The organism is Bacteroidales bacterium, assembly GCA_014860575.1.
Classification (GTDB): domain Bacteria; phylum Bacteroidota; class Bacteroidia; order Bacteroidales; family JAAYJT01; genus JAAYJT01.
In genome coordinates this window covers 1-25,602 of record JACZJK010000001.1, presented here as the reverse complement: position 1 = coordinate 25,602, position 25,602 = coordinate 1, and the positions used below count along the sequence as shown (strand labels likewise).

Annotated in this window: 15 protein-coding genes; 6 read left to right on the top strand and 9 right to left on the bottom strand. The window is 45.6% G+C overall.

Translation table 11 applies throughout. The features are described from left to right. Positions 1–55 precede the first annotated feature (55 nt). From murF to IH597_00050, 6 genes are all read left to right on the top strand, one after another. Entirely contained in the window at positions 56–1,348 is a 1,293-nt protein-coding gene (gene murF, locus IH597_00075; GenBank protein ID MBE0660839.1) for a UDP-N-acetylmuramoyl-tripeptide--D-alanyl-D-alanine ligase, read from the top strand. Positions 1,349–1,356: 8 nt separating this feature from the next. Next, complete coding sequence (locus IH597_00070) at positions 1,357–2,436, top strand: anhydro-N-acetylmuramic acid kinase (protein ID MBE0660838.1); 1,080 nt, start codon at positions 1,357–1,359, stop codon at positions 2,434–2,436. 50 nt (positions 2,437–2,486) lie between these two features. Beyond that, the gene (locus IH597_00065) at positions 2,487–5,507 is read left to right on the top strand and encodes a tetratricopeptide repeat protein (GenBank protein ID MBE0660837.1); all 3,021 of its coding nucleotides are present in this window, start codon (positions 2,487–2,489) and stop codon (positions 5,505–5,507) included. Positions 5,508–5,536: 29 nt separating this feature from the next. Continuing rightward, entirely contained in the window at positions 5,537–7,231 is a 1,695-nt protein-coding gene (locus IH597_00060) for a hypothetical protein (GenBank protein ID MBE0660836.1), read from the top strand. 358 nt (positions 7,232–7,589) lie between these two features. Continuing rightward, positions 7,590–9,563, top strand: coding sequence for a DNA topoisomerase (ATP-hydrolyzing) subunit B (gyrB, locus tag IH597_00055; GenBank protein MBE0660835.1), 1,974 nt, complete (start codon positions 7,590–7,592; stop codon positions 9,561–9,563). Positions 9,564–9,586: 23 nt separating this feature from the next. Then, positions 9,587–10,888 (top strand): aminotransferase class I/II-fold pyridoxal phosphate-dependent enzyme, encoded by a 1,302-nt coding sequence (locus IH597_00050; protein MBE0660834.1) that lies wholly within the window; start codon positions 9,587–9,589, stop codon positions 10,886–10,888. A gap of 219 nt (positions 10,889–11,107) precedes the next feature. Here the strand turns inward: IH597_00050 and IH597_00045 are convergent, their stop codons facing one another. From IH597_00045 to IH597_00005, 9 genes are all read right to left on the bottom strand, one after another. Next, entirely contained in the window at positions 11,108–13,912 is a 2,805-nt protein-coding gene (locus tag IH597_00045; GenBank protein ID MBE0660833.1) for a T9SS type A sorting domain-containing protein, read from the bottom strand. Between the two features lie 116 nt (positions 13,913–14,028). Continuing rightward, complete coding sequence (locus tag IH597_00040) at positions 14,029–15,555, bottom strand: sugar transferase (GenBank protein MBE0660832.1); 1,527 nt, start codon at positions 15,553–15,555, stop codon at positions 14,029–14,031. 114 nt (positions 15,556–15,669) lie between these two features. Next, positions 15,670–16,701 (bottom strand): GNAT family N-acetyltransferase, encoded by a 1,032-nt coding sequence (locus IH597_00035; GenBank protein ID MBE0660831.1) that lies wholly within the window; start codon positions 16,699–16,701, stop codon positions 15,670–15,672. Positions 16,702–17,205: 504 nt separating this feature from the next. Beyond that, the gene (gene wecB, locus IH597_00030; protein MBE0660830.1) at positions 17,206–18,441 is read right to left on the bottom strand and encodes a UDP-N-acetylglucosamine 2-epimerase (non-hydrolyzing); all 1,236 of its coding nucleotides are present in this window, start codon (positions 18,439–18,441) and stop codon (positions 17,206–17,208) included. A 274-nt stretch (positions 18,442–18,715) separates the two neighbouring features. Beyond that, a complete protein-coding gene (locus IH597_00025; protein ID MBE0660829.1) occupies positions 18,716–18,955 on the bottom strand; it encodes a hypothetical protein in 240 nt (79 codons plus the stop codon). A gap of 127 nt (positions 18,956–19,082) precedes the next feature. Beyond that, entirely contained in the window at positions 19,083–20,192 is a 1,110-nt protein-coding gene (locus tag IH597_00020; GenBank protein MBE0660828.1) for a DUF354 domain-containing protein, read from the bottom strand. A gap of 458 nt (positions 20,193–20,650) precedes the next feature. Next, the gene (locus IH597_00015; protein MBE0660827.1) at positions 20,651–21,619 is read right to left on the bottom strand and encodes a glycosyltransferase; all 969 of its coding nucleotides are present in this window, start codon (positions 21,617–21,619) and stop codon (positions 20,651–20,653) included. Between the two features lie 215 nt (positions 21,620–21,834). Further along, on the bottom strand, positions 21,835–23,517 hold the full coding sequence (locus tag IH597_00010; GenBank protein ID MBE0660826.1) for a hypothetical protein: 1,683 nt from the start codon (positions 23,515–23,517) through the stop codon (positions 21,835–21,837). Between the two features lie 856 nt (positions 23,518–24,373). After that, positions 24,374–25,492 (bottom strand): hypothetical protein, encoded by a 1,119-nt coding sequence (locus IH597_00005; protein MBE0660825.1) that lies wholly within the window; start codon positions 25,490–25,492, stop codon positions 24,374–24,376. Positions 25,493–25,602: the final 110 nt, after the last annotated feature.

Below are 25,602 nucleotides of genomic sequence, written 5' to 3'. Positions count from 1 at the left end.
TGTATGGTGAAGGCAGCGGTTACTTTCCGGGCAGATTTTTTTAATGCACAGGCCTATGGATCAAGCTCAACTTTACAAGCTTTTTACTGAGCATCCTCATATCAGTCTTGATTCAAGGATTATTCCTGAAAACTGCCTGTTCTTCGCCCTGAAGGGAGAAACCCATGATGCCAACTTTTTTGCCAGCGATGCGCTTGAGAATGGAGCAGCCTATGCCATTGTTGATAATCCCAACGTAGTCGCATCCGACAAACATATTTTTGTTGACGATGTGCTCAGCACATTACAGCAGCTGGCAACATATCACCGAAACCAGTTCAACATTCCTGTGATTGCCATTACAGGCTCGAACGGAAAAACTACAACCAAAGAACTTGTTGCCGCGGTTCTCAGTAATAAATATCCATGTTTATTCACACAGGGAAACCTGAATAATCATATTGGCGTACCACTCACGCTGCTACAGTTGAATGCGACTCACCGTATTGCCGTTATTGAGATTGGCGCGAACCATGTAGGGGAGATCAAAAAACTTTGCGAACTCGTATTGCCAACCTATGGTTTAATCACAAATATTGGCCGGGCCCATCTTGAAGGCTTCGGTAGTTTTGAAAATGTAATTACAGCCAAATCCGAATTGTATGCAGCTATCAGGCAAAACACGGGTAAGGTTTTCGTAAATATTTGTGATGATTTACTTATTAAGCATGCAGGAGATATTTCCCGAGTCACTTATGGTATAGATCCAACGGCAGATTACAGGGGAGAGATCACAAGCAGGCACCCATTCATTTCACTCGATTGTTCGGAAAACTGCACTAAATACAAAGTTCATAGTCAACTTGCTGGATCGTACAATGCAAATAATATATTGGCAGCCATTTGCATAGGAAGATATTTCGGGGTTGCCGTCAACGATATAATCGATGTTATTGAATCATATATTCCGCGAAACAACCGCTCGCAAATTATTACTACTGCGAAAAATCAGGTAATACTTGATGCTTACAATGCCAATCCTTCGAGTATGGATGTTGCCCTTGAAAGTTTCAGCGCTTCCCCCGGGCAGCCCAAGATGTGTATTTTAGGTGATATGTTCGAACTTGGTGAATTTGCGGATGCGGAGCACAAAGCTATTATCGGCAAGGTTCTGAAAGCAGGATTTGAGAAAGTTCTTTTTGTCGGCACTAGTTTCAGTCTTCATAAAATCGCCGATCCTGTTTGCACTTTTATTGATGATACGATAGAGGCAAAACATTGGCTTGCACAGCAGCAAGTCAAAGGGTTCAGCATTCTGGTAAAAGGTTCGCGCAAAATGCGGCTCGAAACTTTACTCGACGAACTTTAACTCATCTGATGGATTTCAACGAAAACACTATTTACAGGGTCACAGGCATTATGTCGGGCACTTCACTGGATGGCATGGACATGGCAGCCTGTATTTTTCGTGTTCGTGACGGGAAATGGGAATATACAATTGAGCATACTGTTACCTGGCCATATACGCCTGAATGGAAAAGCAGGCTGCAATCATTATTCAATGCAAGCGCTGCTGAACTTGCAAAAATACATTTCGACTATGGCAGGCTGAGCGGTGAACTGGCCAAAAGCTTTCATACTAGAACTAATTTCGATCCTATACTCATTGCTTCTCATGGTCACACTGTTTTTCACGATCCCCAAACAGGGTTCAGCATGCAGATTGGCAATGGTGCTGCGATTGCTGCCGCCGGCGGAAAACCGGTTGTTTGTGATTTCAGGGCAATGGATGTATGCCTTGGAGGACAGGGCGCGCCATTGGTTCCAATGGGTGATGAAATTCTCTTTTCGCAATATGATGCCTGCCTGAACCTTGGCGGGTTCTCAAATATTTCGTTGAAACGTGATGGTAAACGGATCGCATTCGACATTTGCCCGGTAAACACGGTATTGAACCAATTGGCCGGTAAACTGGGTCATGAATTTGATTTTAATGGCAACCTGGCGAGAGATGGCCAAATCATAGAACCATTGCTTGAAAAGCTAAACAGCTTGCTTTATTATGAACTTCCAGCACCAAAATCGCTGGGAACCGAAATGTTGATCAGGCAAATGTTTCCTATCCTGGAGGATTCTAATTATCCGGTAAATGATTTATTGCGAACCTTTGTGGAGCATATTTCAGTACAAATAGGCAGGATCGTTAGACAATACAAGATCAAAGAAATATTGCTTACCGGTGGGGGAGCGCACAATCTTTTTCTGATCAGCAATATAGAAAAAGCCTGTGGCTGTAAGCTGGTCATTCCTGATAATGAGACGATAGAATACAAAGAAGCCCTCATATTCGCCTTATTGGGATTGCTGCGGTGGTCCGGTAAAACCAACATCCTTTCATCAGCCACCGGCGCCATTGCCGATTCCTGTGGAGGGGCAGTTTACCTGCCTGCAAAATAAGCCCGCACATCTTACGTTTTCTGATCATGATTCAGTTCACCTGCTAAACCATGATAAAAAAATCTGTTTTTTCATTCCTGATCCTGCTGGCCGTTTCAGGTCATCAGCTACAAGCACAGCAAACCAAATCTCTTCCATCGTATGCTGAACAATTCAGGCAGGCGGAGGCATTATTTGAATTGGGGAAATATGCTGCCGCCAGGCCACTTTTTGAGAGTATTGCCGATCCTTCCTCTGAAGCCGATCCGCTTCTGAAAGTCCAGGCAGCATATTATACTGCCCTCAGCGCTGTAGAACTTGAACACAACGATGCTGAATTTCTACTTGAAGATTTTTTAGCCAGGAACCCTGAGAGCTCTGTGCGTAATTTAGCATATTTCAAGCTGGGAGCGCTTCAGTTTAAGAAAAAGAACTACCGGGGAGCCTTACGGTCTTTTGAGGAAGTCAATGCCAGGGCGCTGAGCAATAAGGAGCTGGCAGAACTCTATTTCAAAATGGGATTCGGCTATATGCGCGCCGGAGATAATGCCAAGGCGAAACAAAATTTCAACCAGGTACGCGAAACCCAAACCGATTACACCATACAGGCTACTTATTATTATGCACACCTTTCTTACCTCGACGGGGAATATGAAAAAGCGTTGCTTGATTTCGATAAAATTAAAAATGAACGGGCATACCGCTCAATAGTTCCGCATTACATTGTTCATATTTATTATATGCAGGGTCAATATGATGAGGTGATCCAACATGGAATGCCCATGTTCACTTCAGAACGCAGCCGCCAGAACCTGGAAATGGCCCGAATGATAGGTGATTCTTATTACCGGATCGGAAATTATGATGAAGCATTGCGCGTGTTGCAATTTTATCACGACAACAATCGCCGCCAGCCCACCCGCGAAGAGTCGTATCAACTGGCATTCCTGAATTATCTGAAAGAAAATTATGCCGAAGCCATCCGTTATTTTCAGCCGGTTACCAGTCTCGATGATTCGTTAAGCCAATATGCGTATTACCATCTCGCCGATGCTTACCTGAAAACCGGCCAAAAGCAATATGCCGGCGACGCTTTCAATTCGGCATACAGGATGCCGTTCAACCCGGCAATCAGGGAAGATGCACTGTTTAACTACGCAAAACTGTCGCTTGAAACAAGCGCAAATCCTTACAATGAATCCATCAAAGCGCTTAACCAGTACCTCAGCGATTATCCCAACGGAATCCGCCGTCAGGAAGCGCTTTCGTACCTTGTGCATTTGTATCTGACCACGAATAATTACCGGGAGGCATTGGCTTCAATAGAGAATATAAAGGAAAAGGACAACCGGCTCAAGGAAGCTTACCAGAAAATTACGTATTACCGGGGCATTGAACTTTTTAACGACCGTGATCATTTCAATGCGATTGCCATGTTCAAGAAATCGCAGGAAAACCCTGTTGATGCTGCTTTAAACGCCAATTCTCTTTTCTGGACCGGCGAAGCGTATTTCAGGTTGACGCAAAACGACCTGGCTATCAATTATTTTAATCGCTTCATAAATGCCAGCGGAGCGCGAAACCTTCCCATGTTTCATTTTGCGCATTACAACCTCGGCTATATTTACTTCCAGCAGAAAAATTATAACCTGGCCCTTCAGTCCTTCAACCGTTTCCTGGCGAATGAAGCCAGGGAAAACAAACGAATGGTCAGCGATGCATATTTACGAATTGGTGATGCAAATTTTATTTCCAAAAGTTATCAGAACGCCATTCAACAATATGATAAAGCAATACGAACCGGTGGGGGCGAGTCAGATTATGCAACATTCCAGAAGGCACGTGCCCAGGGCGCTTTGGGCGATCAGCAAGGTAAGATCGCCACTTTGAGGGCATTTCAGCGCGAGTACAGCACATCGCCATACGCCGCCGAAGCCTTTTATGAAATGGGCAACACCGCCCTGATCCTGAACCAAAACAGCGAAGCGCTGCAGTTTTTCAGCGCCCTGATAAAAAATTATCCGGGCAGTAACCTTGTGCGAACGTCGCTGATGAAAACCGGTTTGGTGTATTACAATACCAACGACAATTCGCGTGCACTCGAAACATTTAAAAAAGTTGTGCAGGATTATCCCGGATCTCCCGAAGCGCACGAAGCACTGTCGAACATCAGGAATATTTATGTTGATTTGAACAATGTGGATGAGTTTATCACTTATTCAAGCAAGCTTTCCTTTGCCCAGGTTACTGACCGCGAGCAGGATTCGCTGATCTACATTGCTGCTATGAACAGGTATATGGCGGGTGATTGTAACAGTGCAAAACCTGGTTTCGCAAATTACCTTACACGCTATCCGCAGGGATTTTATTCGCTTCACGCCAATTTTTATAAAGCAGAATGTGAAATGAGGGAAAACAATACTGCGGAAGCATTGGGAAGTTACGAGAAAGTAATTGAAAGGCCGCGTTCTGAATTTACAGAGCGATCGTTGCAGCGTGCAGCCAGGATCAACCATGATCTAAAAAACTATGAAAAAGCGCGCGGGCAGTATGTTGAACTCGAAGAAATCGCCGGCAATCCCACTATACGCATTGAAGCCATCACAGGCCAGTTGCACACCAGCAAACAACTCGATGATTACAGCGCAACCTTGGTGGCGGCCGAGAAACTTTTAGCTGATGAGAGGGTTCCCGAATCTTCGCTTGCCGAAATTCACCTTCTTGCCGGCAAAGCTGCCAGGGTGCTGCAACAGGATGAAAAAGCACTTGAATCGTTCAGGCAGGCCATCCGCTTATCTCCAAGAGGAGCTTATGGCGCCGAAGCCACCTACCACCTTGCTTCGGTTCAGTTTAAGCAAAACAAAACCACCGAAGCTGAGAACACAATTTTTGAGCTTTCAGCCAATTATGCCTCCTACGATTATTGGGTTGCCAGCGGGTTCATTATGCTTGCCGATATTTACCGTGATACAGGGAATATTTTCCAGGCACGCCAGACCTTGTTAAGCATCATTGAGAATTACCAGGGCGAAGACCTGAAGGAAGTTGCAAGGCAAAAACTCAATGCTTTACCTGAACTGGGAAGCAATTAATGTTTGATTCACTGAAAATGAATATCGCAATGAAATTACAGCATAAAATATTGAGCCTGTCAGTGGCGCTTGTGGCAGTCATATCCTGTTTTCTTTCTCCGGAAATTCAGGCTCAGACACCACACAAAGAGGAAATCACCGTTATTGCACCTTACGAACCCACACTTCCTGATGTGGTGAAGATCAATCTTCAGCCCAGGATAGAAACAGAGGAAATCAGCATGCCCCCGGTAGTTATAAGCATTACCCCTCAAAAAATTAATGTGACCCACAGCACCGAAGCTATTCAGGAAGCCTCTCCCGCTAATGAACGATTAAGTACAATTTATCGCAATCATATTCGTGCCGGCATTGGCAATTATTTGACACCCTATATTGAGTTCAACGCTGGAAGCCTTCGCAACTCAAAATATCTTTTGAGTACCCAGGTCAGGCACCTTTCAACGCACGGAAAGATAAAGGATTACGGGCACAGCGCCTTCAGCGATAATCTTGTCAGGGTTTCTGCCAAACGCTTTTTTGACGAACTTACGCTGGAAACTGAAGCAAGATACGACCACAATGTGCTGCATCATTATGGGTTTCTCGCAGCCGAATTTCCTGACACTGTTTTTAATACATCCAAAGAACACCTTCGTCAGCGCTTTAACCAGGCCGGGCTTTACATAAAAGCCAATAGCAACAATAAGAACCAGGAAGGACTTCATTACGCTGCCCAACTCGGTTATGGGTTCATCAACGATCTTTTTGAAACCACTGAGCATCGCTTTGAATTTGGTTCGGATGTGAAATCGTCATTTAGTCTCATGCGAACCGATGATAAGCAAAACCTGGGCTTAAAACTGGACATTGGCAGTTTTAAAACAACAGATAGCCTGAAAGTATGGAATAATACCCTGGTTCAGGTGCAGCCATATTACCGGTTCAAATACCAGGAATATGAAATAAAGGTCGGGTTGGGCCTGGCGTTCGATACCGATACTTCCACTCATTTCCGGCTTTTCCCGATTGCTGAAGGACGACTTCAACTGGTTGAGGACAGGCTCGCAGTTTTTGTTGGCATTGACGGAAAAGTACAGAAGAACTCGTTTTCCAGTCTTGTTGAAGAGAATCCATTTTTGCATTCCGCGCTGGAATACCGCAATACCGATCATAAATTACGCTTTTATGGCGGCTTGCAGGGAAGCGCTGGCAAACGCATTGATATTACCGCGAGTATTGCCAACAGCACCATCGGAGATATCCCTCTTTTCGTAAACGATACGCTACCGCCTCATAACAGGTTCAATATAATTTATGATAATATGAACCTTGTACATGGGAGCATTTCAGGCACGTATGCTATCTCCCAGCAGTTAAGGATCAATACTGGCTTCGATATTTTTCATTATTCGCCCGACAGGGAAGAGAAAGCCTGGCATAAACCTTCATTTACAAGCTTTTTTGAAGGCTGGTATAACTATTCTGATAAACTTGCTTTCAGGGCAGGATTGCATGCAAATGGCAAATCATGGGCTAAGGTCAGAAACGAGACCACCAACCTTTTCGAGGCTTTGGAAATCAAGCCCTGGCTTGATCTGAGCCTGGGAGCCACTTACCGTTACAGCGATCAACTGCATTTTTTCCTTGATGCCCGAAACCTCACTGCCGGAAGGCATTTTTACTGGTACAACTATCCCAGTCAGCGAATGGTTGTGATGGCAGGAGCGGGATTTTCGTTTTAAGAACTTAATCCACTTCGAGAAGTCGTTATGCCTCAAAAGAGGATGTCACAAAACTCTCGGTTTTATCGTTTTTTGTCATTCTGATCTGCCGCGACGGAGAAGAATCTGTTTTACAACTATATAGAGATCCTTCACTTCGTTCAGGATGACAAGATTCAATTTTATCACTATCTACAAAGTCATTAGCATACGTAGAAACCCCAGTCCTGACAAGCCTTTTGAGCCTGTCATGACTATTTGTTTTTATCCACCGGTGCTTGTTGATAACTTACAGTTTATAAACCCTTGAAAATACCAGTTAATTCAGCTATTTTCATTACATTTGTACACTTATCAAAAAAATATTATATTACTGATTATGAGCGATATAGCAAAAGGAAAAAACAACGGCAATCAAGATTACACCGCCAGCCAGATACAGGTGCTCGAAGGCCTGGAGGCAGTGCGTAAGCGCCCGTCAATGTACATTGGCGACACCAGCAGCAGGGGCTTGCACCATTTGGTGTATGAAGTTGTTGACAATTCCATTGATGAAGCCCTCGTAGGCTATTGCTCCAAGATTGAGGTTTTTATTCACAAGGACAATTCCATTACCGTAATTGACGACGGACGCGGAATCCCGGTGGATCTTCACGAAAAAGAAAACCGCTCAGCGCTTGAAGTGGTTATGACCGTGTTGCATGCCGGCGGAAAGTTTAACAAGGAATCATACAAAGTCTCCGGTGGTTTGCACGGTGTTGGCGTGAGTTGTGTGAACGCCCTTTCAACCATGCTCAGGGCGGAAGTTCACCGCGATGGGAAAGTCTACGAACAGGAATATGAATGCGGGAAACCAAAATATGCGGTAAGGGAAATAGGGGTGAGCGATAAAACCGGAACAATCATTACTTTCATACCCGACAATAGCATCTTCACCGTTACTGAATATGATTATGATACACTCAGTTCACGCCTGCGGGAACTAGCTTTTTTGAACAAGGGAATAACATTGAGCATTACCGATGAACGAAACCATAATGGCAATGGTGAATCCGGTAATATAAGCCAGGTTTTCTACTCCGATGAAGGTTTGAAAGACTTCATCATTTATCTGGATGCGAACCGCGAAAAACTTATCCCTGAACCAATTGCGATCGAAGGTGAGAAAAACGGCATTCCTGTTGAAATTGCCATGCAATACAACACATCTTTTGCTGAAAATATCCATTCCTACGTAAACAATATCAACACGCATGAGGGTGGAACCCACCTTGCAGGTTTTCGGCGTGGTTTGACCCGAACGCTAAAAAATTACGCGGAAAAATCAGGGATGCTTTCAAAACTCAAGTTTGATATCAGCGGCGATGATTTCCGGGAAGGGCTTACAACCATTATATCAGTGAAAGTTCAGGAACCGCAGTTCGAGGGTCAGACGAAAACCAAACTGGGAAACAATGAAGTAATGGGTGCAGTGGATCAGATGGTAAGCGAACGTCTTGCCTATTATCTCGAAGAAAATCCAAAGGAAGCCCGCACCATTGTAAATAAAGTGATCCTGGCTGCCACTGCCCGCCATGCCGCCCGTAAAGCCAGGGAATTGGTTCAGCGGAAAAACGTATTCAACAGCAGTAGTTTGCCTGGTAAACTTGCCGATTGTTCAGAACGTGATCCTGCCTTATGCGAAATCTACCTTGTTGAGGGCGACTCGGCAGGTGGAACTGCCAAGCAAGGCCGCGACCGGAAGTTCCAGGCCATTCTGCCGCTCAGGGGCAAAATCCTGAACGTGGAAAAAGCCATGCAACACAAAATATTCGATAGCGAAGAAATCAAGAACATTTATACCGCGCTGGGAGTTTCAATCGGAACTGAGGAGGATACAAAAGCCCTCAACCTCGAAAAGTTGCGTTATCATAAAGTGATTATCATGACCGATGCCGACGTGGATGGGAGCCACATTGCCACCCTGATCCTCACCTTCTTTTTCCGTTATATGCGGGAGTTGATCGAACAGGGCTATGTGTATATCGCCACACCACCGTTTTACCTGATCCGCAAAGGCAAGGAAGAACAATATTGCTGGACGGAAGAAGAAAGGCAGGAAACCGTGAAACGATTCGCGAACAACGGTGATGAAAAAGGCATCCATATACAGCGTTACAAGGGCCTTGGTGAAATGAATGCGGAACAATTATGGCTTACTACCATGAACCCTGAATTCCGAACCCTGCGCCAGGTAACCATTGATAACGCCACGGAAGCTGACCGCATTTTCTCCATGCTCATGGGCGATGAAGTTCCGCCACGCAGGGATTTTATTGAACGCAATGCCAAATACGCCAACATTGACGCGTAAATTCGTTAACTAAAAATACTGCTATGCAGAACAACAAGAAACAAGCTCTTGCCGTAAACCTAAATCTTAACGTCAGGGGCCTGTCTCCCTCTTCAACGCTGGCCATTAACGAAAGAAGCAATCAACTGATCAAACAAGGCCGGACCATTTATAAACTCGGCCTCGGCCAAAGTCCGTTTCCGGTACCCGAAAGGGTAGTTGAATCGCTCAGGCAACATGCACACGAAAAAGATTACCTGCCCGTACGGGGTTTGCCGGCCTTACGCGAAGCTATTTCCGGATTCCTTAACCGTACCCAGGGGATTGAACGCAGCGCTGATGATGTGATCGTTGGACCGGGATCAAAAGAACTTATCTTTATTCTGCAACTTGTTTATTATGGCGATCTTATCATTCCGACCCCAAGCTGGGTTTCATATTCGCCACAGGCCAGGATCATAGGAAGGCATGTGCATTGGGTTCCCACCACAAGCGAGAACAACTGGAGATTAAGCCCAGAGAAATTAGACCTGATTTGCCGTACCGATCCCGACCGTCCGCGCGTTGTGATCATCAATTATCCGAGCAACCCGGTTGGATCAAGCTATCCGATCGAGCGCCTGAAGCTGCTTGCCCAGGTAGCACGCAAGTATCATGTAATTCTAATTTCTGACGAGATTTATGGAATGATCCATCACCACGGGCAGCATGTGTCCATTGCCCGGTATTATCCTGAAGGAACCATTGTAAGTACAGGTTTAAGTAAATGGTGTGGCGCAGGTGGCTGGCGACTGGGAACTTTTGTGTTCCCACCCAATCTGCGCTGGTTGCTTGATGCTATGGCTATTGTGGCAAGCGAAACCTATACGGCTACAAGCGCTCCAATCCAGCATGCGGCTGTAACTGCTTTCAACGGGGGAGCCGATATTGATGAATACCTGCACCAATCGAGGCGGGTGCTACGGGCCATTGCAAAATTGCTTGTTCAGAAACTGCATGAAGCAAATGTTTCGGTTCCAATGCCCGATGGGGCTTTCTACCTCTTTGCCGATTTCGGTTTTTACAGTGAGAAGCTTAAGGAACGGGGCATCCTGACAAGTGTGGAACTTTGTGAAGCGTTGTTGGAAGAAACCGGTGTGGCCATACTCCCGGGCGCTGATTTTGGCCGACAGCCCGAAGAACTCACCGCCCGTATTGCCTATGTGGACTTTGATGGGAAAGCTTCTCTTGAGGCTGCCTCAAAGATTGAAAATGGAAAACCGCTGAACGGGCAGTTTGTGAATGAAATAAGCCCGAGGCTGGTAGAAGCATTTGATAAAATCTGCAATTGGTTAACCGCTTTGTAGGCCGGACCGGTAGGATAGCGCCATTTTATTTTTCTGGAATATTGGGTATTGAGGGGCTCACTTAAAAGTTTGGTTCCCGTTGCTGCTTCTGCACCTGAACGCATAAGAAAAGAGGTGATGCATATAAAGATTTACTGAATTCTTAAGATCACCACGACCAGTTTTCAGGTTTGTGCTTCTGATGTTTCAGCTTCTGAGTTATTTTACCTGAAAGTGTATTTACGGAATGATAAACTTTTGCGAAATAACCTGGTTGCCTTTCAACATTCTTACTACGTAAAGGCCTGATGAAAGATGGGCAGGGAGTTCATACGAAATAGTATGCCCGCCTCTTTTTAATTCGCCCTCATGAACCGTCGCGACTTTTTTGCCCTGGAGGCTATATAATTCAAGAACAACCTGATAGTTTTCAAGTAATGTGAACCCAATGTTTACATGGCTTTCAGCCGGGTTCGGTGAAATAGTGAGATTGCCGGAACCGGTTCCGGCGGGGTTAAGCTCATCTATACCTACAACATTTACAGAAGTGTAAAGCCTGTATTCAGAGGGCTGAAGCTGTAAGCTCATGTTCACATCGGTAACGTTGAGCGAGTCGCCACTGAAATATTCATACCACCAGCCTGTATGCTGGAATTGTGGAGTAGCATTACCTGCCTGAACATCGAAGTTCCCGATTACCAATGCATTCATTGATGCATGATTCAATTTAACAAATTTAATGGCTCCGCTCAGCGAAGTGCTGAAATCAGTGCTACGGAAAACATCATAGTGCTTCTTTAATCTGATCAGTTGCGCATATGTTGTGAAGACTCCGTCTCTGTAGCCTTCTTCGGTGTAATCCCAGCGTATAGGTTTGGCGCTTGTGCGGCAATTATCATTAATAGTGCCGTCGGGGCAATGGTTAATTGAATAGTCATAACCCAGTTCTCCAAATTGCCAGATCATTTTTGGGCCTGGGATTGAAAAGAATAAAGCTGCCGCAGTTTTCTGCCGTTGCAAAGCGATGGTTGTATCTTTCACATCATGCATTGGATTGGCCGAGTTGCCATAGGTAATGTTTTTATACATCAACCGCTCTTCATCATGGCTTTCCATATAACCTATCAGATGTGGGACTCCCCATCCGCGGGTTTTGTATGAAATACCTGAGAAGTTGGAATTTGTTAACCAGCCCATTGTTGACTCGTTGTATGTGTAGTTCATATTTCCCCAGATGAGCATGCCGTATTCTGCCAGCGCTTTTTCCTCGGTATTGTCGGCGAAATGCTCAAGAATCACATAGGCATTGGGGTTAACATTCCATATTTGATCGGCCATGCGTTTGAGAATGCCAACACGGGCAGCATCATAATTTGATCCCTGGTTGCCCGTTTGCTGGTTTGTAAAGCCCTTGGTAAAATCAAAACGGAATCCATCTACCTTAAATTCTGTGAGCCAATATTCATTAACACGATCAACAAATTCCTGGGTGTGAAGGCTCAAATGATCGAAATCATAACCCCAGCACCAGGGTTCGTGAGGGCAAACCTGGTTGTACCAGGGATTTGCAGCGGAAGGTTGCCCCCATTGCCCCGCTGATGGGTCAAAATACATCTGAACCAATGGCGACAGTCCAAACGAATGGTTCAGAACCATATCTATCAGAACTGCTATTCCACGTTTGTGGCATTCATCAATAAATGCTTTATAATCCTGCTTCCGGCCATACGCCTTGTCGGTGGCAAAATAAAAGGCAGGGTTGTAACCCCATGAATCATTGCCTTCAAATTCATTGATGGGCATAAGTTCGATGGCGTTCACACCGAGACGTTCGAGGTAATCGAGGGTATCAGTAAGTGTTTTGATATCGCGGGTGGCAATGAAATCGCGGATGAGGAGCTCATATATAACCAGGTCTTCAGCGGCGGGCGCTACAAAATCAGTCGCTTCCCATGTAAAAGGTGTTTGCGCAGTTTGTAAAACTGATGCGACGCCGGATGTTTTGTTATCGGGATATTCGATCAGGTTTGGATAATTGGCATCGGGAATCCAATGATCATTCCATGGGTCCACAATTTTGTGGCTGTAAGGATCGGCAAGACGAAGATCACTGTCAATGTAATACTGGAATATGTATTCTTTTCCTGCTTCAAGGTTGTTGATTGTGAGCCAATAGTGAGTTCCATTGGGAGTACGGTTCATGTAATAATCCTCGTGTGCCATCCAGTCGTTGAAATCACCTATCACGAAAACATACTGCTTGAGGGCAGGAGGATCGTGAAGAACGAGGGTCACAGAATTGCTGTTAATATAATTGATACCGTTGATCACTCCTGTGGGGAGTTCAGCTACCGGTACGGCGCCACGAACAAAAAAGGAAACCGAATCTGTGGCCGACTGGCCATCATGTTTTGCAAGAATTCTGATCCACTGAGTTCCCGGAGTATCAGCAAGCAATGCATAATTGATAGAATTTCCTTCCACTGCGGAAAGCAGGTTGGCGTTCAGGAAAAGAAACATGCTGTCGGCTTCATTTGCCGAGGCCTGGACATTGAGTGTTTCATCAAGCTCAACAATGGCACCGCTTTGCGGGGAAACAATACTGATATTGAGTCCGGCAGTATAAACATCAACAAAAAGATCTTCGGTTTGCGGCGAACCAGTCGAAGCCCTGAACACAAAAGCCATTTTCTGTATCACTGCCTGTGCAGATGCTTCATAGAACTGGCGTATTGAAGGAGTGATTTCAAGGGTGTAAATATTTGGTGCAATGCGGGTCATTTGAGGTTGGGTGCTGTTGACACCCCAGGTGCCGATTACATGTTGCCACGCAGACTGGCCTTCCAGGATAAGCCCGGTGTGGGTGTAAACATCGCCGGTGTAACCTGCAAGTCCGCCACCGCCCTGGGTGGCATCAAAGGTAATTGTAACAGGTGCGTCAGCAGTGGGAAAAGGCGGATCGGTTGTAATAACCTGTGCAAAGCCCCGGGTGGTTAAAACCAGGACGAATAACAATGCTATAAGCGGGAGTTTTAGATGCTGCATGGATAATTTTTTAAATAAATTAAACTGACGACGAAGATACTTGTTTTTCAGATTACGATGGCAGGCAGTACTGTGATTTCTGAAATTGTAAGATATGATGATACGGGATTTATGCCTTATTTGCTGCGTGCGTGCCTGAAAACGATGTTGTAAAATGCCCTCCAGAAGTATGTAAAATCTGTCTTGAAAGGGCTTCTAAAATAGTCTTCGAGGTATTGATCTTCGTTGGCCATTACTTCTTCAAGGGTTTTTGGGGTTGGATGTTGGGCGTAATAGGGAGGTACAAGCCCGGGTTTAGTCCTGTTCCTCTTTTCCTGAAGTTCCGGGGTGTAAAGTGAGAAATATTGTTTGCTAAGGGGTCTTACACCAACAAGTTTCAAGTCACCATTGAACAGATTGATCAGCATGGGCAATTCATCGAGCCAGAGCGAACGCAGGAAACTTCCCCAACGGGTTACACGGAAATCATTGTTGAACTTGCCGCCTTCCTGCAGATTGCTTTGCTTGTACACATATTCCTGCAAATATTCGCTGTAGGCGTGCATGGTTCGCATTTTATACACATTGATTATCTTTCCTCCTTTTCCGGTTCGCTTTAAGCGGATCAAAGGCCCATAGGTGGGCTGATAATCAAAAACCGGCGCGGCCACTCTCTTTACCCTAAACCACATCAGGTTTTCAAAGATTTCATATTTTTCAAGTTCGAATCCGCAGGAATAAAGACGTCCAAAAATTTCAGCCTGCGACAATACCCTGTTCCTGCCGGTAGTGAACATAAAGTAGAGTTTCTTTGAAACAGGGAATTTGGGAACGACCCTGTTCACCAGGAAATCCATAGCATACGCCATCCAGTTGAGCAAAGGTGGATAGGATTTCATAATCCGGGCTTTACGGAGACAAAGCGTTTCAACAGCTCCAATATACACACCGCCGTATTTCAGCTTCACATTAATGGCCTCAAGCAACTTGTTAATATATTGCACATCGTTGATGCGCTTGAGGTTCACAATGGTTTCAAAATAATTGTTGGGCAGGTTCATAATATTGAACCTGGTGGTGGTGGCTATGATTTGGGTAAGCGGTGAGTCAATATCAATGCGCTCTTCAAGAAACATCAGCACTTCACGCCCTGATTCTTCAAGAATGGTTTCACGGTATTTGCGTTCACGTACATCAATACTCGGTCTTATCTCACTCACCTGCTCATTCATCAGCGATTGCCGAATAGCGCGCTCATGTTCCAGGTCTTGTCTCTCGGGGATCAACACCGCCATACGCACTGCCTGAAACAGCGATACCCATAAAAATTCCATTACAAAAATTCCCAGCATTGTTCCCAGGATGATAAAGCGCGAAAAGTAAGTGAGCTGTAAAAGGTACATGGCCAGCACAGTGATGCCCGCCGTGTAGAACAATGCTTTCGCGTAAAGGTTAAGCATGGCTACATAACCCATGCTCTGGATATGCTCATATTTATTGAGCCAGAAGGAGATGATCAGAAAAATGGTGAGGAAAACGATAAAGGGCGTTTGGTACTTATCAATCACAGTATCAATGGGACCCTGATAGAACTTGCCTACAATGATAAATGCCAGGGCAACAATTACCATATCAGCGATCAGGTGAAGAAGAAAACGCTTCATTAGCAGGATTAGTAAGCAGTGGTTGATTGCAGGATTAGCAAAGGTATATAAATTCTTTTTGCATTAAATATTGATTCCATTCTGAAAAGTTGTTTTGCCCCTAAACCTAATTTCTTAAACATTCCTGAGTATTCTCATCATGTTGTACCCTATTTCGGCGATTGTGTAAAACACGGAATTATTAACACGGCTCCAACGTCCATGGTTCACCCACTCGCCACCAAATCGTGATTTAAATTCCCTCACTCCATAAGGCCGCGAAGGTATGCCCAGCCCCATAAAATCAAAGGACTTGCATCCCAGTTGGTTGCCCGCCTCTATGGCTGCCCAGGTGGCCATAACACTGGGAAAAATTTTATGGCTGCGGTATTCCTCATCCAATCCGCAAACATACCATTCATACATGGATGCTCCTGGTGTATAAGGGCAAACAATCCCGCTCACTATTTTCCCTTTAAAAGCACAGAGAATGATCTTTCCATGAAAGCTTCCATTAGTGCTTAGCGAATAAAAGCGCTCAAAAAATTCACTTGAGGGCAAAGGTTTTCTGACCTTGTATCGGTATAATTCAAGCAATTGATTGTAAAATTCAAGCATTTGTTCATGGCTGGGATTGCTAATCACTTCGATTCCGTGCTTGCGGCTGCTGTTTATCTGTCTTTTGCGCGATGCGCTCAGCGTTGCCCAGGCTTCTTCAAGATTATGAATGGGTTTGATAAGGTTCAGACGATCACGCCAGTGGAAGCCTGCGTTCCTGAAAGCCGGGTCATTTACCGATTGAGCTGTATCATTACGAAATTGGGTGAACAGAGAACCCTGGCTCACATGATTAAGCTCTTCAAGTAGAACACCAAGCATCAAAGCAGGATCTGATCCTGATCCTATAACCGGATGTCCGTAAATAACCGTACGCTCCGAAGCCCATGCTTTCAGCCCGCTACCTTCACGGATATTTGTGCCGCAGAGTGTAGCCAGAATCCTGCGATCCTGCTTTATGATAAGCATAAAAGGCCGGAAACCATGAGTTCCGTTCAGTAGTTCAAGAAAGTGGAGGCTTTGGAAGAAGGAGGGAGGGTGGTGATAAAAAAAATCCCGGAGCTCCGGGCTGGCATTGGTAGGGTTCCTTAGAATTTCGGACTGGAACATAAAGGGGATTTTGCTGCGAAAATAGGGTTTTTCCAGTCAACAGCAAAAATGGGCGTTCCTTACCACAATAGAAAAGTTTGAAAAAATTTAAATTACATAGGGTCAGTTTTTTTTGTGATGCAGTGAAACGGTGATGCTGTGTTGAGTGGTTAATTGGTTGATTTGTTAACTTGTTAACTTGTTAATTGGTCAATTAGTGGGGTGATGGAGTAATGGAGTTATGGAGTGATGGAGTAATGGGTTCCGGTGGCTGAGTGTCGAAGCCTGGAGTAATACAATTATTTAATTCAAAATTCCAGATTTAAGATTGTAAAATCACATACGACAGCTATTTGGATTTTGGGTTTTGGATTTTGAATTTTGTGCTTGGGGCATGGGGCTTCATGTGAGCTAGGTGGGGCAAAGGATGCAAACCCTGACCAACGGGAAGGGGTGGCATCCTTGATGGGCAACGGGCGTGGAATCTGGAACCTCGAAACTGGAACTTGAAGAATTTATATGAGCTTACCGCAGATGGTTCTCAAGAATGGCTTGCAGGCATCTGTCTGCAGTGTTGCCGTCCCATAGGGATGGTCTGTATGGCGAACGCGACTTTTTTAAGGCAATATAGTATTCATTCCGGATCTGATCAATGTTATTTCCGACCAACACGCTTGCCCCGCCATACTCCCGGAGCGTAACGGGCCGCTCGGTATTCCACCGCAAGGTGAGGCAGGGCGTTCCCAATACCGTGCATTCTTCCTGCAATCCGCCACTGTCGGTTAACATCATGCGGGCTCCCATGTTCAGACGAAGCATTTCGCGATAGGCAACCGGTTCGAGCAATATAATGTTCGGGTGTGCGGCAAGGATTTCGTACAGGCCGAAATCTTTCAGCTTGTTCAACGTGCGTGGATGTAAAGTCCACAGCAGGGTGATGTCGCTCAGAACCTCATCAAGTATAAACCGCACGATTGGTTCCAACACTTCTTTCGTGTCCACATTTGAAGGACGGTGCAGGGTTAAAACAGCATATTTTTCATTTTCCGGAATGCGTGTTTTCAGTTCAAAGCTTTTGGTAAGGTTTTGCATGATAATATTTTCGAGGCTCAGATCTGCAGCAACGAGGCGGTTTGCTTCGAGGGTATCAATCATGATATTGCCCACAAATCTGATCTTGCTTTCCGGCACGCCTTCTTTCCTTAGATTTTCAGAGGAAAGCTCATCGGGAGTGAGCAAAAGATCCGCTAAACGGTCGGTTACCAGCCGGTTGATTTCCTCGGGCATTTTCATGTCGTGCGAACGCAAACCGGCTTCAATATGGCAAAGTTTGACCCATTCTTTCTTTGCCGTTACCGAGCATGCAAGGGTAGCGTTTACATCGCCTACCACCACCACCCAATCGGGTTTTTCGGCCCTGAGTACTTTCTCAAATGCGATCATGGTCTGTCCAACCTGCTCGGCATGGCTTCCCGAACCAACCCCAAGATTTATATCTGCCTGGGGGATATTGAGTTCGCGGAAAAATTGTTCTGACATGCGATCGTCGTAATGCTGGCCGGTATGAACGAGGAGGTGTTCGAGGTTCAAAGTTCCGGGTTCAAGGTTCGAGGTAACGGGTTTTGCGTTTGACGTTTGACGTTCGGCGTTCGGCGTTCGGGGTTCTGGGTTTTGGTTATGGTTGTTGATGGCACGGATGAAGGGCGCAATTTTCATAAAATTTGGTCGTGCGCCGACCACGGATAGGATTTTTAGTGACATGGGAGGATAGGGTTTTTGTTCGAAGTCAGTGGGCAAAGGATGCAAACCCTGACCAACGGGAAGGGATGGCATCCTTGGTTGGGCATGAGGTGAATCTCGTTTGGCAATCGGGGTTCCGGGTTCAATGTTCAAAGAAGGTTCAAGGTTGAGTCTGCTCCGAAAAGTGCGATATGCATTTCTTAACACATAGTCACATAGAACACATAGCCTTTAAATATTGAGCAATCAGCTATATAATCTATGGGTTTTCTATGTGGCTATGTGTCTATGTGGTTCAAAATAACTTTTCGGAATCTCCATGATCCGGACTGTGTTTGAGATTGTGGAGGAAATCCTCTTTTTCTTTTTCGTCAAGTATACCTGATTGTAGTCCTTCATTTATTGAAATGGCCAGGCCTATGTCCTCCATTTCGGCTAAAGTCAATTTTTTGACTCTGAAATTTAATTTCCGGGCTAGTTCAATCAATAAGCGCGAGTTAGACTTTGATTCACCTTGTATTATTATCGCTTCCATTGTTTCGGTTTTTTACAAAGATACTTAAAACAGTGAAGACCGTTTGATGTTTGACGTTCGGCGTTCCGTTTTCTAAGTTTTAGGTTAGACAATACTTTCGGGGGTGTAAATCTCTGTTGCCTACTGCCTACTCCCTACTGCTACCGCCAACTTCCCAGAAATTAAATTGATACTCAGGGTTTTGTTTCATGGTATGCAAGCTTGAAGGCCAGTTTTCGATGAACCAGGTTAAAAAGCCGGAAACGTTGATGAATGATGCCAGCATCATATTGCGGCGATGCTGGTAAATCTCGTTGTTTTCAATGAGTATAAAACCAATTTTTTTCACTGCCTCATCAAAAGCAGTGGGTTTGAACCCATAGGTAAGTTTCCATTTTTCTTCCTGTTCCTGTAAGTAGCTTATTCGCCCGACAAAATCGTTGATGCGAACCGAGGGAACACCTAAACATGCTGCCTCTGAACACATGGTTTGACCGTCGCTGATGATCATTTTTGCATATGCCATTAAATGATGCAGCCGTGCCGGATGTATCCGCAATGGCTCAGTGCCCGGAATCTGTTCCCCACCCGCTTCATGGGTAAGGATGATCCGGCCATGAGGCTTTAAAGTTTTTGCCAGCGTATGCATTTGTTCCCTGTCAATGCCTTTGATGCCTTTGTCGTGGTGCGCCTTTAATGAAACCAGCCTGACGATAAAGAATGTTTCGCCTGACTGAATACCCTGCTCTTTCAATACAGAAGCATCGGGTGTAAAAACTACCGGATGCAGATAAGCGAGTTCATGGTAACCATCATAATAAATTGTGTTTTTGCTATTGCCTTCATGACTGAGCGCCTGGGGACGCAACAATGCTGCGGCATTGGTATGCGCCAGCGAAGCAAAATAAGGGGTGGCTTTTTTGTCGTCGTCATCGCAGACAATCACTGGCATAGCCGATATACGGCTCAACAATGGCAACGTCACAGAAATTCCAATGCCTGCATCAAAACGCTTTTGCCTGTGAAGATTATAGGTTCGGAACACAAACCCGACTTGTTTTAAAAGCTTTCCAGTGATACTTTTCCCTTTGCTGCCCAATACCAAATATTTAATGCCAGCATCATCGAGGATTGCTTTCAATACAGGAATATCCTTAATTAGCACCGTCGTATCATGACCGTTTGCAATCAACTGCCGTATTGTGTTTTTAAACAAATGGCCGTGGGCGGGGTGGTTGAGCTCGAAGAGGAGGTTCATTTTGGGAATGGGAGAATTGGAGTGATGGTGTGTTGGAGTACGGGAGCGATGGAGAGGGTTAATTGGTTGATTAGTTAATTGGTTGATTGTTTGGAGTGGTGGAGTAATGGAGGGGTGGAGTAATGGAATTTTCGATTTCAGATTTCAGATTTCCGCCATGTCGGATATTTGCATTTTCTGTCTGCTTGATGGTTTGCCAATTAATATCGGATTATGCTTTTCCATTTGCCAACAGCCTCCTTCCAACTTTGAATTTTGAGCTTTGTTCTTTGAGTCCACTCCGAAAAGTCACAAATTGCTGATTTTTATCGTTTCTAACCCCTGACCCCTAAAGGGGAAACGTTAAAAATCAGCAATTTGTGGAAGTCCCCTTTAGGGGATTTAGGGGCAGATTTACTTTTCGGAGTGGACTCTTCTTTGGATTTTGAATTTGGGACTTTGGCCTTGGAGCTTGGGTATTAGACTAGTTGGTTGTAAAGGTTGAGTATTTTTTTTGCGGAGGATGTTGTGTCTAGTTTTAGGTTGAGGATTTGGTTATGGCCGTTTGTGCTATTGCTGTTGCTTGCGAAGGATAGGGCAAGTTTGAGCTTTTCAGATACTTCACTGGGATTGAATCCGGTTATGTAACAACCCTCCGTTTCTCCAATAACCCAGGCTGCATCGCCGACATGGGTGGCGACTATGGGACAGTTGCAGGCCATGGCTTCCTTGATCACGTTGGAGGAGCCTTCCATAAACGAAGTGTGAACCAATACATCGGCTGCATTCATGTATTTTGCTACAAGTTCAGACCCAACAGGGTAGGGGGTAAGCAACTCAGTTTCCGCATCATTGAGCAATTGAACGGCCTGCTCTGCCAGCCCGAAGTTTTTCCACTGATGCGTTGGGTTCGCAAGGAAGAGAATGTATTTTTTATTGGGTTGCAGGCCAAGCGCCTTCCTTGCATCCATCTTGTTTTCCGGTTTGAAGCGCTCCAGGTTCACACCATTGGGAATAATTTCTGTGATGCTTTTTCTGTAAACCTTTTGGCGGATATTTTCCGATTTCACTATGATGGCGCTTACAAAAGGCTGGATAATCCGCGTAAGCCAGACAACCGGCAGGCTTCGCAGAGAGATTTTATGAGGTCCTGTAAATTCACCCAATGCATCGCTGCCCATCAATGATAAAACTATCGGTTTGCCTGAAAAAGCAAGAATGGCAGTCAGGCCGCAAAGCGAATAATGGGCATGGATGAGGTCGAACTGCCCGGATCGTATAAACCTGCGCAATGGTAAGCTGTTTTTCAAATAAGAAAGAACGCCTTTTCCCTGAACCTGGAAGATTTCTGCTTCAACACCCAATTCCTGCAAGGATTGCACCTGTTTTGTGATAAAAGGCGCTATGGCAGATTCGCTTTTGGATCGTATGATGTGGAGGACTTTCATTGTGTTAAAACCTGAATTTGCGGAATGTAAATACAGAATGGTTCGAAGACAAGTCAGATCGACTGGCTCAAGGTGTTTTGGTTGAATATAAGTAACCACTTAGGCACTAAGGACACTGAGAAGACACTAAGTTTAGAACCCTGAATATTTGCCATAATATGCTCAGTGTTACTAAGTGATCTGAGTGCCTTAGTGGTTATAAGCAGATTCCACAATTAAAACCCAATCCCAAACCCCAGCACCAGACCGTGTGTTTTGCCGTGGAGGTAGGCGGGTGTGAATTTGTTGAGGTAATATTGGGCGGTGTTGTCGTCGAGGTCGTAGCCGTTGATGTTGTTGTAAGTGTATTCGGCGAAAACGCGGGTGTTTTGCAAAGGCAGCATTTCAGCCCGGAAAGTGATGCCTGTGCGATCCCAGGATTTTTCTTCCAGCACCGGATGCTCGTCTACGGGGAAAGGCAGGTTGTGATCGTACGGATAATCATTGCCATGCATTGCATAGAGGAAATCGAGGGTAAGCTGCAGCGTTCCTACAGGACTATACCTCACTGAACCAAACAATTCCTGCGAATTGCCTCCCAGGTAGTGGCCAAGGTTGAACTTATTGGTTTCAAAAGTGGTGGTCTCAATATAATGCTCAAAAGTATTCGGGTAATTTATAGTGAATTCTCCCGTGAGGGCCAGGTTTTTCAGTGGCCATCCCGTTAATGAAGCGCCTCCTTTATAGCTGATGAAGTTGTGGCGGTCGGGGTCGGAAATACGGGTTTTTGAAAACTCGTCAATAAATACCGATGCGTAAAGGTGGAGGTGTTTGATCTGCCTTGAGCTGATGTTTACGAACATCATGGAGTTTTGGTTCTCAATGCCACGGTTGATGGTGTGATCCAATGATTTGAAAAAGAAAAATGGGATCATATATGCCGGGTGCGCGTTCATATCGCTGTAGATGATGGCGTTACCCACCGAAAAGTGCAGGCGCTTAAAAGGCTTGAACGTGTACATATTGCTGGCAATAAACTTGTTTCTGTATCTCGCCCGGAAGTGCCCACCCTGGGTAACAAAAGAGTTGGCGCTGTCAATTACCTGCGAAACCAGCCAGCCGTGAAAATAATTGAATTCGAGCCAATGCACCGGGTTCATGTTTAGCTTGATCACAGCGAATGAGGGCGTGCGACCCGATAGAATATTGCTGCCATTGTTGTTGTCGCCCCACTGGATATGGTCTTTGAGCAAGCCCACCGATCCCCAGTTCCAGGAGTAGGTGATGCCGCCGCGCATTTCGCTGTAATCGCCGCCTTTACGACCACCCTCATTGATCTTGTAATTGCCGCCGGGTTCAAGGGTGAGGTAGGAGGGAAGCGCCAGCACTTCTTTGTTCTGGTAGTTGTCGCGCAGGCTCGCATACACCGACCAGTTTTTACCAATATAGGCGATGGCTTCGGCGCCACCGTAGCTGTGGTAAAAGTTGCCGGCTTCGTAAGAGAAATACCGGATGCCATAGATGGGTCGCAGTATGGCCCTGAAGAGTGTATCGCGCCACACCACCTCGGGAGGCAAGAGGTGTACCGACAATTGTTCGTCCTTTTGATACAGGCTGGCCCGACCGGTTTTTAGCGTTCCGGATTCAAGGGAATATTCCTGCAGGTGAACCTTGAGCCTTGCGCGCTGCGCCTTGCTCAACTGTTCCTGGTTTGCCTCTGCTTGCTTCAACCATACTGCAATCTGGCTACGGGAATAGGGTTTAATGGCCGTGGTCACATCAATAAGATGCAGGGCAGCCAGGTCGTCAATGAAGGTGTAAAGGTTTGTATTTGTTACATGCTCGTAAGCCGTTTGAGCCGGTAAGGCTGTCTGCAACAGGATTAGGAGGGATATGGATAATAGTCTGATTAGGTTCATTTTATTAGTGATATTTTTTGGTTACGTTTGTTTCGTCTCCTGAATACATCATCAATCTTGCATGCTGTTGAAAATGCGTCTTTTAATAAGTTTTTTTAATGTTACTTTTGGCTTGAACCAAAAGTACCCAAAAGTTCAAGGCTTGATAAAAACTCCTTGAATACTACGTCAGGTTTTGGCCGCGCATCATGAAGAATTTGTGATGGCACTTTTGGCTTGAACCAAAAGTACCCAAAAGTTCAAGGCTTGATAAAAACTCCTTGAATACTACGTCAGGTTTTGGCCGCGCATCATGAAGAATTTGTGATGGTACTTTTGGCTTGAACCAAAAGTACCCAAAAGTTCAAGGCTTAATAAAAACTCCTTGAATACTACGTCAGGTTTTGGCCGCGCAGCCCGAACCGTGCCGCAAGAAAGTTAAGTATTCCATAGCAGTGTCTTGAGCGCGGCACTACGCGTGCTGCTGGCGCAAGGCCCGCCCTGAGAAATGCAACTGTTTTTCTTTGTAGTTCAGTTATGTAAGCTTTCTCAGTGCTTACCCTGCAAAACCTTCCTTGTATTGCTACGGAGTTTTTATTATGCCCCCCTCCAGCACTTAGCAGACTGTTATGCTTCAGAAGTTCTTTAAAACCGGAAATGAGAAATCGCTGAGGCGGTGAGAATTCCAACTTCCCATTTTCTTCCCAAAGTTTTACGCACTGCTATAGGTCCCTCACCCTTTTCTCCTATCTCCTCGCCCTTGACTCTTGTCTCTTGATCTTGTAAGGTTGCCACCCCTTCCCGTTGGTCAGGGTTTGCATCCTTCGCCCTTGTATCTCTTCGTCCCTCGTCCCTCGCCCCTCGCCCCTCGTCCCTCTCACCTTTTCACGTAGACAAGTAAATATTTAACAACATTCTTAGCGTTTTGAAAAACAAGCTCTTTGGCCCAGGGTAGGAAGACATTGTTCCAGCGTTGGGGATGGAAGGTCATCATGATATGATCGGGCAATTTGCCTTTGTTGGCGGCTTTGATGATATCGGCGGTGGAATGGAAAACCAGTCCTTGTTTGATCCATTCGTCCTGCTGCGGGACTTTGTCGCGGAGACTTACCTTCCATCCATCCCAGCGGCGGCCGGTATCAGTGAGATAGAAGAAGTCGTTTCGCGGTCCGGTCACTGAGCCTGTCGAGTTGACGGTTTCAGGGTTCGGCGTTCGAGGTTCGGCGTTTGACGTTTGGTATTGAGGATTCGGCGTTTGCCTTCTGCCATTTGCCTCCCGATAGCTATCGGGATGCCTACTTTGGCTGAAGTCTGTACCAAAGTTTAGGTCGAAGTAGGGTTCGGCGAGGATGCCATAGGCTTTGTAGTCAAATTTTTCCCAGAGGGCGCGGTTGTCGTATGATGACAGCGGTGCGCCTTCCATAGTGATGGTTTCAACGGGCGCGATGGTTCGCAGGAAATCAAGGTGTTGCTCGAAGCGAATGATGGCATGGTCGTGATTGCCTTTGCAAAATGAGAGGTCGTCGTAATGGTAGCCTATCTCGTGGCCGAGATCAGCGATGCTGCGTATAAACCTCGTGTTCCTGGGTTTCGGATAAAGCCTGAAATAATAACTACCACGGATGCCCATTGCATGCTGGATCTGGGCAAAGCGTAAAGCGTTGGGGTAGCGGGCTTCTACGTCGTGACGCAGTAGGATTAATTTCGGATTGACGATTTTGGATTGACGATTTCGGATGGTTGATGGTTGGAGGTTGTTGCTTTTAGTATCCGGCGCGCCCCCTCCGGCTCCCCCTAAAGGGGGAGGGAACTCCACCGCACCCCCTCCGGCTCCCCCTAAAGGGTTAGAGGACTCAGCCGCAGCGGAAGCAGATTTCTTAACTTCCGGTGATAGTTTAGTTTCGCTCTTCATATAATCCGCCAGGGTGGTGAAGGCATAGCCTTGGGATTGCAGGGTTTGCAGGAGTTGTTTGTATGTGTTGAAAGTGAAATCCATAGTACTTTGGCGTTGTTAGTCTTAGTTCAAGGTTCGAGGTTCAAGGTTCGAGGTTCGAGGTTCAAGGTTCGAGGTTCAAGGTTCGAGGTTCGAGGTTCAAGGTTCGAGGT